At 73.3% G+C, this 15445-nt stretch carries 12 protein-coding genes and 1 tRNA gene; 8 read left to right on the top strand and 5 right to left on the bottom strand.

All coding sequences use genetic code 11. The annotated features are described in order from the left end of the window. Positions 1–190: 190 nt before the first annotated feature. Positions 191–1591: an MFS transporter gene (locus ACFQ53_RS12530; RefSeq protein WP_377860129.1), complete on the bottom strand. Its 1401-nt coding sequence runs from the start codon at positions 1589–1591 to the stop codon at positions 191–193. Positions 1592–1800: 209 nt separating this feature from the next. Here ACFQ53_RS12530 and ACFQ53_RS12525 point away from each other — a divergent pair, with 209 nt between their 5' ends. Continuing rightward, entirely contained in the window at positions 1801–2892 is a 1092-nt protein-coding gene (locus ACFQ53_RS12525; RefSeq protein WP_377860127.1) for an ROK family protein, read from the top strand. Between the two features lie 35 nt (positions 2893–2927). Here the strand turns inward: ACFQ53_RS12525 and ACFQ53_RS12520 are convergent, their stop codons facing one another. Together ACFQ53_RS12520 and ACFQ53_RS12515 are read right to left on the bottom strand one after the other, a co-directional pair. Then, the gene (locus ACFQ53_RS12520) at positions 2928–3680 is read right to left on the bottom strand and encodes a YggS family pyridoxal phosphate-dependent enzyme (protein ID WP_377860125.1); all 753 of its coding nucleotides are present in this window, start codon (positions 3678–3680) and stop codon (positions 2928–2930) included. Further along, on the bottom strand, positions 3677–4696 hold the full coding sequence (locus tag ACFQ53_RS12515) for a helix-turn-helix transcriptional regulator (RefSeq protein WP_377860123.1): 1020 nt from the start codon (positions 4694–4696) through the stop codon (positions 3677–3679). The genes ACFQ53_RS12520 and ACFQ53_RS12515 overlap by 4 nt, the downstream gene beginning before the upstream one ends. Positions 4697–4792: 96 nt before the next feature. Here ACFQ53_RS12515 and ACFQ53_RS12510 point away from each other — a divergent pair, with 96 nt between their 5' ends. Then, positions 4793–6274 carry an MFS transporter gene (locus ACFQ53_RS12510; RefSeq protein WP_377860121.1) on the top strand — a complete coding sequence of 494 codons (1482 nt, stop codon included), beginning with the start codon at positions 4793–4795 and terminating at the stop codon, positions 6272–6274. A gap of 67 nt (positions 6275–6341) precedes the next feature. Here the strand turns inward: ACFQ53_RS12510 and ACFQ53_RS12505 are convergent. After that, positions 6342–6415 (bottom strand) — tRNA-Leu (locus ACFQ53_RS12505). 31 nt (positions 6416–6446) lie between these two features. On the opposite strand from ACFQ53_RS12505, the gene ACFQ53_RS12500 reads away from it, so the two are divergent. Both ACFQ53_RS12500 and ACFQ53_RS12495 read left to right on the top strand, forming a co-directional pair. Continuing rightward, a complete protein-coding gene (locus ACFQ53_RS12500; protein ID WP_377860119.1) occupies positions 6447–8642 on the top strand; it encodes a helicase-associated domain-containing protein in 2196 nt (731 codons plus the stop codon). Between the two features lie 226 nt (positions 8643–8868). Then, positions 8869–9201, top strand: coding sequence for a hypothetical protein (locus ACFQ53_RS12495; RefSeq protein ID WP_377860117.1), 333 nt, complete (start codon positions 8869–8871; stop codon positions 9199–9201). A gap of 97 nt (positions 9202–9298) precedes the next feature. Here ACFQ53_RS12495 and gndA read toward each other — a convergent pair whose 3' ends face one another. Next, a complete protein-coding gene (gene gndA, locus ACFQ53_RS12490) occupies positions 9299–10762 on the bottom strand; it encodes an NADP-dependent phosphogluconate dehydrogenase (protein WP_377860115.1) in 1464 nt (487 codons plus the stop codon). Positions 10763–11112: 350 nt separating this feature from the next. Here gndA and ACFQ53_RS12485 point away from each other — a divergent pair, with 350 nt between their 5' ends. The 4 genes from ACFQ53_RS12485 to ACFQ53_RS12470 all read left to right on the top strand — a co-directional run bounded on the left by ACFQ53_RS12485 (position 11113) and on the right by ACFQ53_RS12470 (position 15247). Then, positions 11113–12102, top strand: coding sequence for a hypothetical protein (locus ACFQ53_RS12485; protein WP_377860113.1), 990 nt, complete (start codon positions 11113–11115; stop codon positions 12100–12102). Next, complete coding sequence (locus ACFQ53_RS12480; protein ID WP_377860111.1) at positions 12099–12854, top strand: hypothetical protein; 756 nt, start codon at positions 12099–12101, stop codon at positions 12852–12854. Before ACFQ53_RS12485 ends, ACFQ53_RS12480 begins: the two co-directional genes overlap by 4 nt. A gap of 116 nt (positions 12855–12970) precedes the next feature. Beyond that, entirely contained in the window at positions 12971–14614 is a 1644-nt protein-coding gene (locus tag ACFQ53_RS12475) for a DNA repair helicase XPB (RefSeq protein ID WP_377860109.1), read from the top strand. A gap of 138 nt (positions 14615–14752) precedes the next feature. Beyond that, positions 14753–15247, top strand: a complete 495-nt coding sequence (locus ACFQ53_RS12470; RefSeq protein WP_377860107.1) for a lipopolysaccharide assembly LapA domain-containing protein — start codon at positions 14753–14755, stop codon at positions 15245–15247. The last annotated feature ends 198 nt before the right edge of the window (positions 15248–15445 follow it).

The raw sequence follows: 15445 nt of genomic DNA, 5'->3' as shown, positions 1-15445 counted from the left end.
CCTCTCGCGACGGCGTTGCCGGCGTCGCGCGGATCTACCACGAGGCGGTCCAGGTCGTCCGCGTCCACCAGGAAGTGCCCGCCGGGCAGGACCGGCCAAATAAGGCAGAGAGCGCCGCTATATACCGCTCGGTGACACCGTCGGCCGGGTGGAACCCCTCGGTCGGCCTCCGGCGATCGACCCGCGAGGATCAGCCGACGGCGACAGGGCGCGCGGCGCGCGACCGCGCGGGGATTCCGTCCTCCGTCTCGCCTGAGGCTTCGACGTCGGCCTCGGCCTCGAGCACGGCCTCCTCGTCGATCGCCTCGATGGCGCCGGTGGTGGTGAACTCGGTGCCGCGCAGCATCTCCAGGCGGCGACGGGCGCGCACCCGCAGGGCCACGAGGGTCGCGGTGACCATCGCGAAGCCCGTGACCGCGAGCACGAGCGCGACGACCATGGTCGAGCGGTAGCCGAAGCCTGCGGCGATGACGGCGCCGCCCAGGCCCGCGCCGAGCGCGTTGGCGACGTTGAAGGCGGCGTGGTTGAGCGAGGCGCCGAGCACCTCGGAGCGCCGGGCGATGCCGATGAGCCAGGTCTGCATGGCCGGGTTCAGCGAGGCGTTCGCGAGGTTCACCAGGAAGAACGCGACCATCAGGGCGACCAGGTTGGTGTGGGCGACGGCGAACAGCAGCACCAGCGCGAGGATGAAGCCGGGGAAGCCGACCATGAGCGTGCGCTGCAGGGAGCGGTCGGCGCCCGCGCCGCCCACGACGTTGCCGATCGTCATGCCGAGGCCGGCGGCCACGAGCACCCACGGGACGGCGCTCTCGGGAGCGCCGGTCACCTGCGTGGTGATGTCGGAGACGTAGCTGAACACGGCGAAGGAACCGGCGAAGCCGACGGCGGCGATCCCCATGACGATCCACAGCTGCACCCGGCGCAGGGCGACGAGCTCGTCGACCATGCGACGGCCGACGGGCTTCTCGTGCGCCGGGACGGTCGCCCGCAGCGCGAGCACGGTGGCGATGAAGACGCCGGTCAGCACGAGGTAGACGGCGCGCCAGCCGGCGGCCTGGCCGATGGCGGTGAGCACGGGGACGCCCAGCAGGTTCGCGACCGTCAGGCCGGAGAGGGCGAGCGCGACGCCCTTGCCCTGGCTGCCGGGGCCCATCAGGGAGGCGGCGAGCAGGGAGGCGACGCCGAAGTAGGCGCCGTGCGGGATGCCCGCGAGGAAGCGGGCGGCGACGGTCAGCTCGAAGGTGGGCATGGCCGCGGAGAGCAGCGTGCCGAGGGCGAGCGCGCCGGCGAGCGCGACGATCATCGACGAGCGGCTCCAGCGCACCGAGAGCAGCGCGAGGATCGGGGCGCCGACGACGACACCCAGCGCGTAGGCGGAGATCGCGATCCCGGCCCGGGCGATGCCGGTCTCGGGGTCGGAGGCCATGAGGTCGGGCAGGAGTCCGTGGGCGATCCCGGGCAGCAGGCCCATGGAGACGAACTCGGAGCCGCCGATGCCGAAGCCGCCCAGCGCCAGGGCGAACAGGGCGAGCCGGCGGCGAGCCGGGCTGATCTGGTCGGACGCCGCGGGGGCGGTGGTGACAGTGGTCATGGGGAGTACCTCGAAGTGCGTGCGGATGGAGCGGTGATCGCTGGCAGCGGCGGCCGGTGAGGGCCGTGGCCGCTGGTCGATGGGGCGGTTGCGGACGGGCTCCATCACCCGGTGCACAAGAATAAGCAAACGCTGTTGCGTTACGTCAAGGGGTCGGGCCGGATCGGGTGCCCTGATCCGCATCACACCCCGCGTGGGAGGATGAGGACGTGAGACCGAGCACCCCACTGGACCGCGTCGCGGGCGCGCACGACGCCGCTGTGCTCGCGGTCGCCCGCCGCGGCGAGCCGGTCTCCCGCGCCGATCTCGCCGAGGCGCTCGGCGTCACGCCGCAGGCCATCTCCAAGATCCTGGGCCGCCTCATGGAGCGCGGGCTGATGGCGGGCGCGGGCTCGATCATCTCGGGGCCAGGCAAGCCGACCACGCTCTACCGGATCGTGCCCTCGTCGCGTCGGGCGATCGGGCTGCACCTCACCCGCACCCGCGTTCGGGGCGTGGTCGCCGACCTCACCGGCGAGGTCGTCGCCCATCGCGAGATCGAGATCGGGCACCGCCAGCCCGTCCCCGAGCTCATCGAGACCCTCGCCGCCCAGGCCCGCGAGCTGTCCGGCCTGGGAGAGGGCCTGCTGCTGGGCGCGGGCGTCGGCATGCCCGGGCCGGTCGACGTCGCCGGCGGCGTCTACCGGGGGACGTCGGCCCCTGATCCGTGGCGCGGCGCGGAGATCCGCCGGATGCTCGTCGAGGCGCTCGGCATGCCCGTGCTGCTGGACCACGACTCGCGCGCGGCGATCGTGGGCGAGACCTGGTCCCAGCCCGGACTGCTGCGCAACGCCGCCCTGGTGCTCGTCGAGGACGGACTCGGCGCGAGCCTGAGCCTCGACGGCACGATCGTGCGCGGCGCCCACTCGCACTCGGGCGAGGTGGGGCACACGGTGGTGCGGATGGGAGGCGTGGCCTGCGAGTGCGGGAGGCGGGGCTGCGCGCAGGCCGAGTTCATGGCCTCCCTCGAGCGGGGCGACGTCGCGGACGCTGCGCGCGTGCTCGCCACGATCGTGCTGGACCTGGTGCGACTGGTGGACGTGGACCGGGTGGTGCTCGGCGGACGCACCGTGTACGCGCACCACGAGCCGATGATGGAGGCGATCCGCGGCGCCCTCGAGGAGGGCCTGCGCGAGGAGCCGTGGGTGCACGTGGAGGTCATGCTCTCCACGCGCGGCACGGACCTCATCGCCGTGGGCGCGGCCTGCGAGGTGCTCGAGCACGAGTACGGCCTGCCGACGGCCCTCGTCGGCCCGGAGTGACCTGACCGGACCGCCCGCCCGTCAGGCGGCACCCTTCAGACCGCGCGCGGTCCGAACACGGCGGAGCCGAGGCGCACGATGGTCGCGCCCTCCTCGACGGCGATCTCGAGGTCCGAGCTCATGCCCATCGAGAGCTCGACGAGGGCGGGGTCGGCGAGCTCCTCGCGCAGGGTGCGCAGTCGGCGGAGGGAGGCGCGCACCGCGGACTCCTCGCGCGTGTGCGCGCCGATCGTCATCAGCCCGACGGGGCGCAGGGCGCCCGTGGCACGGATCCGGCCGACGGCCTCGGAGATCGTGTCGGCATCCGGGTCGAAGCCACCCTTGGACTCCTCCCCCGAAGTGTTGACCTGGACGAGCACGTCGCGCTCGAGACCCGCGAGCTCGGCGCGGCGGGCGAGGGCGTCGATGATCTCGGCGCGGTCGACGCTGTGGATCAGGGAGGCGAAGGCGACGACGTCGCGTGCCTTGTTGCGCTGCAGGCGGCCGACGAAGTGGCGCGGCACGGCGAGCTCGGACTCGAGGGCGGCGAGCGCGGGGTCCTCGTGGGTGGCGATCTCCTGGGCGCGGTTCTCACCCACCGCGACGCGGCGACCGCGGCCGTGGAGGGCGCGGACGGCATCGACGATCTCGGCGGCGGCGCGGGTCTTGGTCGCCAGCAGCACGAGGATCTCGCGGGGATCGCGGCCGACGCGCTCGGCGGCGGTGTCCAGGCGCGCGAGGACGGCGTCGAGCCGCGCATCGAGGCGCTCGTCGAGGTGAGCCGCGGACGGGGAGTGCGGGGAGGTCATGCCGCGTATTCTCCCAGCCGGCCGCCCTCTCTCCCGCTCAGCTCCTTCCCCAGGCGCTCGGCGAGGGAGGGGCGCATGGTGACGCGGGGAGCGGCGTCGGGGGCGAGGGAGGCGAGTCGCCGGGCGTCCTCCTCGCCCACCGGCTGCAGGACGTTCAGGTGCACGCTCGCCGCCTCGTCGAGGAGGAGCCGCGTGAAGCGGACTGTCACGTCCCCTGCGCGCGGGAGGTGGAAGACCTGGTCGCGGGCGCCCTCCCGGGTGAGGTCGTGGCGCTGCCAGAGCTCATCGAAGCGCTCGGAGCTCGTGCGCATGCGCTCCACGAGGCCCGTCCAGCTCGGGTCGTCGAGGTGGGAGGGCATGGCGGCGCGCAGCCGCGCGACCATGCGCGCGGTGGTCGCCTCCCAGTCGTCGTACGCGGAGCGCCAGACCGGGTCGAGGAACGCGCGGACCATGCAGCTGCGATCCTCGAGCGGCCCCTCGTCGATGTCGGTGATGAGGAACCGGTAGGTCGCGTTCGCGGCCAGGATGTCGAACTTCGCGGTCTGGATGCAGGCGGGGACGCCCTCGAAGCGCGAGAGAAGCTCCACGTGGTCGGCGGTCACGATGCTGCATCCGGCGGGGTCGCCGGCGTCGTCCGGCCGGGAGCCGGTGGCGAGCAGATGCAGGTGCGCGCGCTCGTCGGGGTCCAGCAGCAGGGCCCGGGCGAGGGCGTCGAGGACCTGGACGGAGGGGGTGATGTCGCGCCCCTGCTCGAGCCAGGTGTACCAGGTCACACCGATGCCCGAGAGCATCGCGACCTCTTCGCGGCGCAGTCCCGGCGTGCGGCGGCGCCCGCCCGGAGGGAGGCCCACACGGTCCGGGGTGAGGCGCTCGCGACGGCTCCGCAGGAATCCTGCGAGCTCAGCGCGTGCGGAAGCGGAGGCGGACGCCCCGGAGGCCGGCGACGGAGAGGACGCGGATGCCGCGGATGACGCGGCGGTCGACGGGGCAGAGGCTGGACGGGAGGCGAGCACCATGGGTACCAGGATAAGGGGCATCTGGATACCTGGATAGAGAGCGAGTCAGATGGACCCATGTCATGCAGCACCGCTTCCGCATCGCACGCCGCCACTGTGACGGACCCTCCTGCCGCCCCGGGCGCCACTGAGGCCCCGGGCGGGCCGATCACCCTGAGCTCCGACTCCCCGGCGCCGCCGGAGCCGACGGAGCCGCCGGAGCCGACGCGACCGCCCCTGGGGGCGGGCGGCGTCGTGCTGCTCGCCGCCGCCATCACCGGCAACCTGATCTTCGGCTCCTCGACCCTCGCCCTCCCCGCTCTCGAGGACGGCCTGGGCCTGACCGCCTCGACCGGCACGCTCGTCGTCGCCCTGTTCTCCGTGGGCTTCGCCTCCTCGCTCGTCCTCGGCGGGCGCCTGGGCGACGCCTGGGGCAGGCGCCGGATGCTGCAGATCGCGCTCACCGCCCTGGTCCCGGCGTCCCTGCTGGTCGCGCTCGCACCGGGCGCCGGCGTGCTGCTCGTGGGCAGAGTCCTGCAGGGCGTCGCGAGCGGACTCGCGCTCCCGCAGGTCCTCTCGACGATCCAGCACACGACCGTCGGGCGCTCCCGGGCACGCTGGACCGGCGCGTACGCCTCCGTGATCGGCGGCGGCACCGCGATCGGCCAGATCGGCGCCGGCGCCCTCGTCGCCGCGGACCCGTGGGGCGCCGGATGGCGCCTCGCCTTCGGCTTCGTGTCCCTCGTCGCTGCTCTGGCCCTGTTCGCCGCGCGCGCGATCCCCGAGACGTCCTCGAGCCGGGTGAGCCGGCTCGACCCGCTCGGCGCGCTGCTGCTGGGGGCCGCCATCGCGGCGATCGTGCTGCCGCTCGGCGCGGGCTCGCTGCTGGCGACATCGGCCGTGGTCGCGCTCCTGGTGCTCGCGGCCGTGCTGCTCGCCGCCTTCGCCCTGTGGCAGCGTCACCGCACGGACGCCCACGCCCTGGTGCCGCTCTCGGCGCTGCGGGTGCGTCCCCTGCAGCTCGGACTCGCCCTGACGCTCGTGTTCTTCGCGAGCTACGGCGGCTTCGTCTACTACTTCTCCACCACGCTGCAGACCGGCCTGCACCTGGGCGCCTTCACCACGGCGACCGTGCTGACCGTCTTCGCCGCCGGGTTCGTCGTCACCAGCGCGCTGCTGCCCGCGCTCGTCGCCCGCTGGACGCCCCGGCACGTGATGCTCGCGGGCGTCGCCGGCCAGGCCGTCATGCTCGCGGCGACCGCGGCGATCATCGTGGGAAGCGACGGGCACCCGCCGCTCGTGCTGCTGTGCCTCGTGCTCGTGGTGCTCGGCGTCGCGCAGGCCGCGATGTACGGGCCGCTGATCGGCAGCGTCATGGGAGCGGTGAGCCATGACCTCGCGGGCCTCGCGAGCGGGCTGTTCTCGACGCTCCAGCAGGTGGGCATCGCCCTCGGCGTGCCCGTGTTCGGCCTCGTGCTGGGCGCGCTGCCGACCTACCCGGCGCTCGCCGTCGCCGCGTGCATCGGGGTGCAGATCCTCTTCGCCATCGTGTTCGCGGTCCTCGTCACCGCGCTCGGGCGGGCGACGCGGGCAGCGTAGGCGTGAGCGGCGGGCGCCGGCCGAGGCCGCGCGCCGCCGGCGCTGCGCCGTCGGTGCCTCGCCGCGGTGCCCCCAGCGGGACTCGAACCCGCACTGAGCCGCTTTTAAGGCGGCTGCCTCTGCCGATTGGGCTATGGGGGCGTGCTGGTGACAAGCCTATGCTGGACGTGCCATGGCCGACTCCCTCCGTTCCCTCGCGGACTCCCTGCGCCGCTTCGACGACAAGCGCCTCGAGCGTCTGCTGAGCGCCCGCCCGGATCTGCTGCATCCGCTCCCCCACGGTCTCGGCGCCCTCGCGGCGCGGGCCACCGGTTCCCTGTCGGCCCGTCGGGCCCTCGGCTCCCTCACGGCCGCCGAGCTCGCCGTCGTCGACGCCCTCGCGGTGCTGGGCGACGGCGCCTCCCCGCCGCAGATCGCTGCGCTGCTCGACGCGCCGATCGCCTCGCTCGCAGTGCATCTGGAGCACCTGCGCACCCTCGCCCTGCTGTGGGGCGAGGACGAGCTGCACCTGGTGCGGGCCGTGCGCGAAGGTCTGCGGTCCCCCGCAGGGCTCGCGCCCGTGCACGCCGAGGACCCGTCGGCCGACGAGGCCCGCGCCCTCCTCGAACGCGTCCCCGCCGACCTCGCGCCGGCGCTGGGCCGCCTGCGCTGGGCCCCCGGGCGCCTCGAGGCCGGCACCGGGGACCTGGCGGACCGGCTGCTCGCGGCGGGCATCGCCGTCGCCGACGGCTCCGCCCTGCGCATCCCCCGCAGCGTGCATCTCGCCCTGCGCGGCGGACGCCTCCTCGAATCCTTCCCGCAGGACCCTCCGGACCCCGGCGGGGCCGAGATCCGCGAGCGCATCCCCGGGACGCGCACTGCGGGCGCGGTCGAGCGCGCCCTGGACGCCGTGCGCGTCCTCGACGGCGTGCTCGGCTGGGACGACGAGACCGCCCCCGGAGTGCTGCGCCGCGGGGGCCTGCCCCAGCGCGACCTGCGACGGCTCGCCGCGGACGCAGGCATCGAGGAGGTCGCCGCCGCGACGATCCTGCAGTCGGGCTGGCTCGCCGGGCTCCTCGGGCACGATGGCGAGACCTGGGCGCCCACGGCCGACTGGGCCGAGCTGTGGCAGCACGGCCCCGAGCACCGCTGGGCGGAGCTGGCACTGGCCTGGGCGCACGGCGACCACCTCGCCGTCGCGGCCGGCGAGGCCGACGCGACCGGCACCCCGCGCGCACTGCTCTCCGAGGCCACGCGCATCGACCAGGCCGCCGCGCGTCGCGCGCGCCTGCTGCGGATCCTCGCCGCGCACCCCCGAGACCTTCCCGAGCAGGGGCTGCACGCGGCGCTCGCCTGGTGGCATCCGCTGGTCCCCGCGCGCACGCTCGCGCGGGACGTGAGGGCCGTGCTGCACGAGGGCGCGGCCCTCGGGGTCCTGGACGGCGGCGCGCTCACGGTGATCGGCGAGGCGCTCGTCGAGGTGCTGGAGGCGGACCTGCCCGTGGCCGACGCCCGACTCACCAGTGCGCTCGTCGACCTGGCCCCGGCACCGGTCGACGAGGTGCTGCTGGGCGCCGACCTCACGATCGTCGTGCCCGGACGGCCGAGCCCGCGGCTCGCCGCCCTGGAGACGTGGACCGAGGTGGTCTCCCGCGGCGGCGCGCTGACCCTGCGCGCGACGCCCGCGTCCGTGCGCAGCGCCCTCCAGGAGGGGCGGGACGCCGAGGAGCTGCTGGGGCTGCTGCGCGAGGCCTCGCGCACCCCGATCCCGCAGGCCCTCGAGTACCTCGTGCACGACGAGCAGCGACGGCTGGGACAGGTGCACGTCGGCCCCGCCCGTGCCTACGTGACCGGCGAGGAGGACGCGATCGCCCTGCTGCTCGCCCAGCCGGGTGCCGCGGGCGCAGGGCTGCAGCGCCTCGCCCCGACGGTCGCGATCGCAGCGTGCGAGCCACGCATGCTGCTGCGCCTGGCCGCGGCGGCGGGCCTCTCGCCTCTGGCCGACGGGGACGCGGGCGCGCCGGCTGTGCGCCTGGGCGCTCGGGGAGCGGCCGACGGGGCGGCTGCACGGCGGGGCGGCGGCGAGGCCGTCGAGCAGCTGGTGCGCGCGCCCGCGGCGCCTGGCCCGTCGGCACTTCTCGAACCGGCGGAGGCCATTGCGCGGCTGCGGCGTGCGGAGTCCGGGGAGGGCGCGCCGAGCACGGTGGACCTGCTGCTCGAGGCGTCGGCCGCGGGGAGGAGCGTGAGCCTGGGGATCGTGGACGGACGCGGCGGCATCGAGCGCGTCGACGCCGTCCCGCTGGGTGTGGAGGACGGGCGACTGCGTGCGCGCGCGAGCGCGGACGACGAGGAGTTCACGGTGCTGGTGCAGAGGGTGACGCTGGACTGATCGCCCCTCCATGACCTGGCGTTCCTCGCCGGCGAGCACCCGCCCTTGTCGTTCCTGGACAGCGTCTCGCGGCCCCTCGGAGCGTAGTGCACCGAGCCATGGGGACTTTTCCCCATAGTCGAACCGGTATTCGATTGCCTATGCTTCCCTACGGCCACGCGGAATGATGCACCGTTGCCACGACGACAGACCGGCACCTCCTCGCCGGACCGACGAAGGGAACACCATGACCAGCCCGAACCCCAACTTCAGCGCTCCCGTCCCCGGTGGGCAGGGATTCATCCCCGGAGCGCCGGTGAGCAAGACCAAGTGGATCGTCCAGCTGGTCGTCTGCGCCGTCACGACCGTGCTGTGCAGCCCGCTGCAGCTCGTCTCCACGATCATCGCGATCGTCGGCCTCGTGAAGGCGGGGTCGGACGTCGAGAGCGCGAACAAGCTCTACAAGGTGACCTGGATCGTCTACGCGATCATCTGGGTCATCGCGATCATCGTCTGGATCATCCTCATCGCGACGGGCGCGCTGGGCGCCATCCTGGACAGCTCGTCCACCTCGTACTGAGGTTCTCGTCACGCCCCATGAGCGCCGGCTCTCAGGGGCCTGTGCATGAAGGAGGCCCGGGCCGTACGGTCCGGGCCTCCTTCATGCGATGACGGGCTCAGCCGTCCTGGCGGGTCTCCGTGAGGTCGCCCGACCACTCGACGTGGTAAGTGCCCTCGTCGTCCACGCGCTTGTAGGTGTGGGCGCCGAAGTAGTCGCGCTGGGCCTGCACCAGAGCGGCGGGCAGGCGCTCGGCGCGCACCGCGTCGTAGTACGCGAGCGAGGAGGCGAACACCGGGGCCGGGAAGCCGTTCGCGGCGGCGTAGGCGACCACGCGGCGCCACGCGGGCACGCACTTGGCGATCTCCTCGGTGAAGTACGGGTCCGCCAGCAGCAGCTTCAGGCTGGGCTCGCGGTCGTACGCCTCGGTGATGCGGTTGAGGAACTTGGCGCGGATGATGCAGCCGCCGCGCCAGATCTTCGCCATGTCGCCGAGCTGGATGTCCCAGTCGTAGTTCTCGGCACCCTTGGCGATCTCCTCGAAGCCCTGCGAGTAGGCGACGAGCTTGGAGGCGTAGAGCGCCTTCTGCAGGTCGTCGATGAACTGGGCCTTGTCGGTGATCTCCTCGTCGAGGGTCTCGCCCTTGAGGGTCGCACGGGCGGCCTCGCGCTCGGCGGCGTCACCGGAGATGGAGCGCGCGAAGGTGGCCTCGGCGATGCCGGTGACCGGGACGCCCAGGTCGAGGGCGGTCTGCACGGTCCAGGCGCCGGTGCCCTTCTGGGCCGCCTGGTCGAGGATGACGTCCACGAAGGCCTGGCCGGTGCGCGAGTCCTTGTGCTTGAGCACGATCGCGGTGATCTCGATGAGGAAGGACTCGAGGTCGCCCTTGTTCCATTCGGCGAAGACGTCGCCGATGGCGTCGGCGTCCATGCCCAGCGCGCGCTTCATGAGGTCGTAGGCCTCGGAGATGACCTGCATGTCGGCGTACTCGATGCCGTTGTGGACCATCTTCACGAAGTGGCCGGCGCCGTCCGCGCCCACGTGCGTGCAGCAGGGGACGCCGTCGACGTGCGCGGAGATCTTCTCGAACATCGGGCCGAGACGGTCGTAGGACTCGACGGTGCCGCCGGGCATGATCGAGGGGCCGTTGAGCGCGCCCTCCTCGCCGCCGGAGACGCCCGCGCCCACGAAGTGCAGGCCCTTCTCGCGCAGCGCGTGCTCCCGACGACGGGTGTCGGTGAACAGTGCGTTGCCGCAGTCCACGATGATGTCGCCCTCCTCCATGTACTGGGCGAGCTCGTCGATGACGGCGTCGGTGGGGCCGCCGGCCTTCACCATGATGATCGCCACGCGCGGCTTCTGCAGGGAGTTGACGAAGTCCTCGGTGGACTCGGAGGGGAAGAACTCGCCCTCGTCCTTGTAGTTGTCGTACACGGTCTCGGTCTTGGCGACCGAGCGGTTGTGGATCGCGACCTTGAAGCCGTTGCGCGCGAGGTTGCGGGCGAGGTTGGACCCCATCACCGCCATGCCGGTCACGCCGATGTCGGCGACGTTCGCGGGCGAAGGTTCGAAGCTGGCCATGGATGTGCTCCTTGCATCGAGTGCGGGCTGCCGGCGTGCGGCAGGACCGCGCGTCCGGGGGCGGCGCGAAACGGTCCCCGGGCATGACCCGAGGGCACCTGCGCCTGCCGTCGCGCCCATTGTAGGGACGGTGCGCGTCCGCTGCGCTGCCGTGCCAGGGCTTGCCGTGATCGGCAGCACGCCCCACGCCGACCTCCGTCGGCCCATCCGACCGACGAACGAGGGACGACGAGCACCCGGCCGCCCGGTAGCGTCGTGCCCGCACCACGAGACCCGACGACCCCAGACCCCACGTCGCGGAGGGCGATCGACCACTGGTCGGCCCCGCAGCACCGAGGAGAAGCACCGCCATGAGCAGCATCCCCCCGTACCCCGGCAGCGAGAGCGCCGGCGGCCCCGACGACGGAAGCAGCGCGAACTCGGGCGCCTGGAGCGCACCGCAGCAGGCGCAGGGCTCCCCCGCGTCGTACGGCCAGGCCTCGCCCTACGGCCAGCCCGGGCAGCAGGACCAGCCCGCGCAGCCGGGCCAGCAGGGCCGGCAGGACCAGCCCGCGCAGCCGGGCCAGCAGGGCCGGCAGGACCAGCCCGGGCAGCAGTTCCCGGCAGGCCCGCAGTCGCAGTCCGCCGGCGCGACCGGCCCCGCCCCGGGCACCGACCTGGGCGCCGATCTCGGCGCCTCGGTCAGCTGGATGTGGTCGGCGTTCGCGCGCAACGTCGCCGCGTTCCTCGTGCCCGCGATCGTGTGGTCCGTGGCGGTGCTCGTCATCGTCGGCATCGCGACCGGCATCGGGATCGCCGTGATGTTCGGGATGATGCAGGACTCCCCGGCCTCTGACGAGGTCCCCGCGGGAGCGATCTTCGCCTTGTACGGGATCGTCCTGGCCGCTCTTCCCTTCGCAGGCATCGTCTCGATCCTGTGGCAGTCCGGTGCGGCGCGCGCCGCCGAGACCGTGCGCTCCGGTGAGCGCCCCTCGCTCGGCTCGTCGTTCGTCGGCGCCGGCCGCGTGGTCCTCACCGCGCTCCTCGTCGGCATCATGGTCGCGATCGGCATGATCCTGCTCTACATCCCCGGTCTGATCCTCGCGGTGCTCTCCTTCTATGCGATCCCCGCGGCCGCTCGTGGTGCGAGCCCTGGCGCTGCGATCAAGGAGAGCTTCGCCCTGGTGCGCGGACACCTGGGCATCACCATCCTGGCCTACGTGATCCTCATGGCCGCCTCCAGCATCGCCGGCATGATCGTCGTCGGCTCGGTCCTGCTGGTGCCGTTGCTGGTGCTCTTCCAGTTCGGTCTCTACGAGCGGGTCAGCGGCCGCGCGCTCACGGAGCCGGTGAAGGCATGACGGCCCAGCCCCCTCCCCGGCAGGGTCCGGACGCGCAGTTCCCGCAGCACCCGCAGACACCGGGCGGGTCGTCGACGCGCGGCGACCTCGGCGCCGACCTCGGCGCGGCGCTGACGTTCATGGGCACCGGCGTCGTGCGGAACTGGCGCTCGCTGGTGCTCCCCGCCGTGATCTACGGAGCGATCGCGCTGGCGCTGGACATCCTCTCCGCCCTCGCAGGCGACGACGACTCCACGGGACTGCTCGGGCTCCAGGGCGTCGCCGACGTGGTCCCCGACTGGATCCCGATCGCGCTCGCTCCCGCACAGCTGCTGCTGGCCGTCGCATATCTCGTGATCCAGCTCCTGTGGACTGCGGGGACCCTGCGCTTCGGCGTCGACGTGCTGCGCGGGGACCGCCAGGAACCCACGCGCTACTTCGCGGGCGACGGCCGCGTCATCCTCACGATCATCATCTGCGGCGTGCTCACCGCCGTCGGCTTCGTGCTGTGCGTGATCCCGGGGCTGGTCGCGATGGTCCTGCTCCTGTTCGCGCCGGCCGCCACTGCGCGGGGCACGGAGGTCGCGATCGGCGACGGCTCCCGCGCCGCGAGCCGGCGGCTCGGCACCGCCGTGATCGCATGCGTCCTCGTCCTCATCGCGTCCTCGCTCGGCACCTGGCTGAACGTGCTGGACATCGTGATCACGCCGTTCACCTCGCTGTTCCTGCTGGGCCTGTTCGAGCGGATCGAGGGGCGCGCACTCCCGCGCTGACGCGTCGGCCCCTGCTGTGAGAGGCGGGGCCGACTGCTCGGGCCACGCCGCTCGAGCACGTGAGACGGCCGACGGAGCCCACGCCGCTGCCGCGCACCCGGCGTACCCTCGCTCGGGTGACCGACGGCCCCCTCATCGTCCAGAGCGACAAGTCCCTCCTGCTGGAGGTCGACCATCCCTCCGCGGCGCTCGCCCGCGCGGCGATCGCGCCCTTCGCGGAGCTCGAGCGCGCGCCCGAGCACATCCACACCTACCGGATCACCGACCTGGGTCTGTGGAACGCGCGCGCCGCCGGGTACGACGCGGAGACCGTCGTCGCCGCTCTCGTGGACCATTCCCGCTACCCCGTCCCGCACGCCCTGCTCGTGGACGTCGCGGACACCATGGACCGCTACGGCCGGCTGCAGCTGCAGGCCGATCCCGCGCACGGCCTCGTGCTGCGTGCCCTGGACCGCGCCGTGCTCACCGAGGTCTCCCGCTCGAAGCGGGTCGCGGGGATGCTCGGGACGCGCATCGACGAGGACACGATCGCCGTCCACCCCTCCGAGCGCGGCGCGCTCAAGCAGGCGCTGCTGCGGCTGGGCTGGCCCGCCGAGGACCTCGCCGGGTACGTCGACGGCGAGTCCCATCCGATCTCCCTGGTCGAGGACGGCTGGACCCTGCGCCCCTACCAGCGCGAGGCCGTCGACGCCTTCGTCGAGGGCGGCAGCGGGGTCGCGGTGCTCCCCTGCGGCGCCGGCAAGACCCTCGTCGGCGCCGGCGCGATGGCCGAGATGGGCCGCACCACCCTGATCCTCGTCACCTCCACCGTCTCCGCCCGCCAGTGGAAGGCCGAGCTGCTGCGGCGCACATCACTCACCGAGGAGGAGATCGGCGAGTACTCGGGCGCCTCCAAGGAGATCCGTCCCGTCACCATCGCCACCTACCAGGTGCTCACGATGAAGCGGAAGGGCGTGCATCCGCACCTCGAGCTCGTGAGCGCTCGCGACTGGGGCCTCATCGTCTACGACGAGGTGCATCTGCTGCCCGCGCCCGTGTTCCGGATGACCGCCGACCTCCAGGCCCGTCGGCGCCTGGGCCTCACGGCGACGCTGGTGCGCGAGGACGGCCGCGAGGGCGAGGTGTTCTCCCTCATCGGGCCCAAGCGCTACGACGCCCCCTGGAAGGACATCGAGGCCCAGGGCTACATCGCCCCGGCCGTGTGCACCGAGGTGCGCGTGAGCATGACGCGCGAGGAGCGCATGTTGCATGCGGGGGCCGAGGCCGACGACCGCCACCGCCTCGCCGCCGCCCACCCCGGCAAGCTCGACGTCGTCGAGCGCCTGGCCTCCCGGCACGCCGGCGAGGGGCTGCTCGTGATCGGCCAGTACCTCGACCAGCTCGAGGAGATCGCCGAGCGCCTGGACTGCGACCTCATCACCGGGAAGACCCCCGTGAAGAAGCGCCAGGAGCTCTTCGATGCCTTCCGCGAGGGCCGGATCGACCGACTCGTGGTCTCCAAGGTCGCGAACTTCTCCATCGACCTCCCCGAGGCGAGCGTCGCCGTCCAGGTCTCCGGCGCCTTCGGCTCCCGCCAGGAGGAGGCTCAGCGGCTCGGGCGTCTGCTGCGTCCCAAGGCCGACGGGCGCGAGGCGCATTTCTACACCGTGGTCACGCGCGACACCCAGGACCAGGAGTTCGCCGCCCACCGCCAGCGCTTCCTCGCCGAGCAGGGCTACGCGTACTCGATCCTGGACGCCGAGGACCTGCCCGTCGGCTGACACCGCGTGCGGCACCGCGCGTGACACCGTGCGCTCGCCCCACTGTTCCGAGGTCGTGAGGGACGCGGTGGCTACAGTGGATGGTGTCCCGTGCGGCCCCGTGCCGCGCTCGTCCCCGTCTTCCCCGAGGAGCCCGCGATGACCTCCCCCGACGACTCCACCCCCACCACCCCGCGCGAGCCGCGCCCGAGCGGCGCCCCCGAGAGCCCCGCAGCGGGCACGAGCGGCGGCCTCGACGCCCCCACCTCGCCGGAGACGTCGCGCGAGGGCGGTCAGAAGGCCCCGGGCGGCAGGGAAGCCACCCCCGGCCGCACCGGCACGGCGCCCCGCGAGCAGGTCTCGGACGTCCCGACCTCCGGCAAGCGCACGGCAGGCGTGTGGATCGCCCTCGTGCTCGGCGCCATCGTGCTGATCCTGCTGCTCGTGTTCATCCTGCAGAACAACCACGCGGCGAACTTCCACTACTTCACCGCCGACTTCTCCCTGCCGCTGGGGGTCGCCATGCTGCTCGCGGCGATCGCCGGCGCCCTGGTGATGGCACTGGTCGGCTCCGTGCGCATGTTCCAGCAGAGCCGCACCATCAGGAAGCTCCGCAAGCAGCAGGGCAAGATCCAGAGCATGCTGGACCGCTGAGCCGACGCCCCTCGTCGGCCCGATCACCGGCCCGATCCTCGGCTCGGTTCCCGGGAGCGTGTCCGGGATCTCCCGGAAAACCGACCTGGACGTGCGCTGTGCACAGCGCCCGGCCAGGGCCGACCCCCCCCACCCCGGCAGCGGGGTGGCGGGACCCCCCGCCACGATCCGGACGTCGAGGCCCCGCGGCTCGGCGGG

Source organism: Brachybacterium sp. NPDC056505, assembly GCF_042794925.1.
GTDB lineage: Bacteria > Actinomycetota > Actinomycetes > Actinomycetales > Dermabacteraceae > Brachybacterium > Brachybacterium kimchii.
The sequence above is the reverse complement of the archived record's forward strand: the minus strand, read 5'-3'. Positions and strand labels throughout refer to the sequence as shown.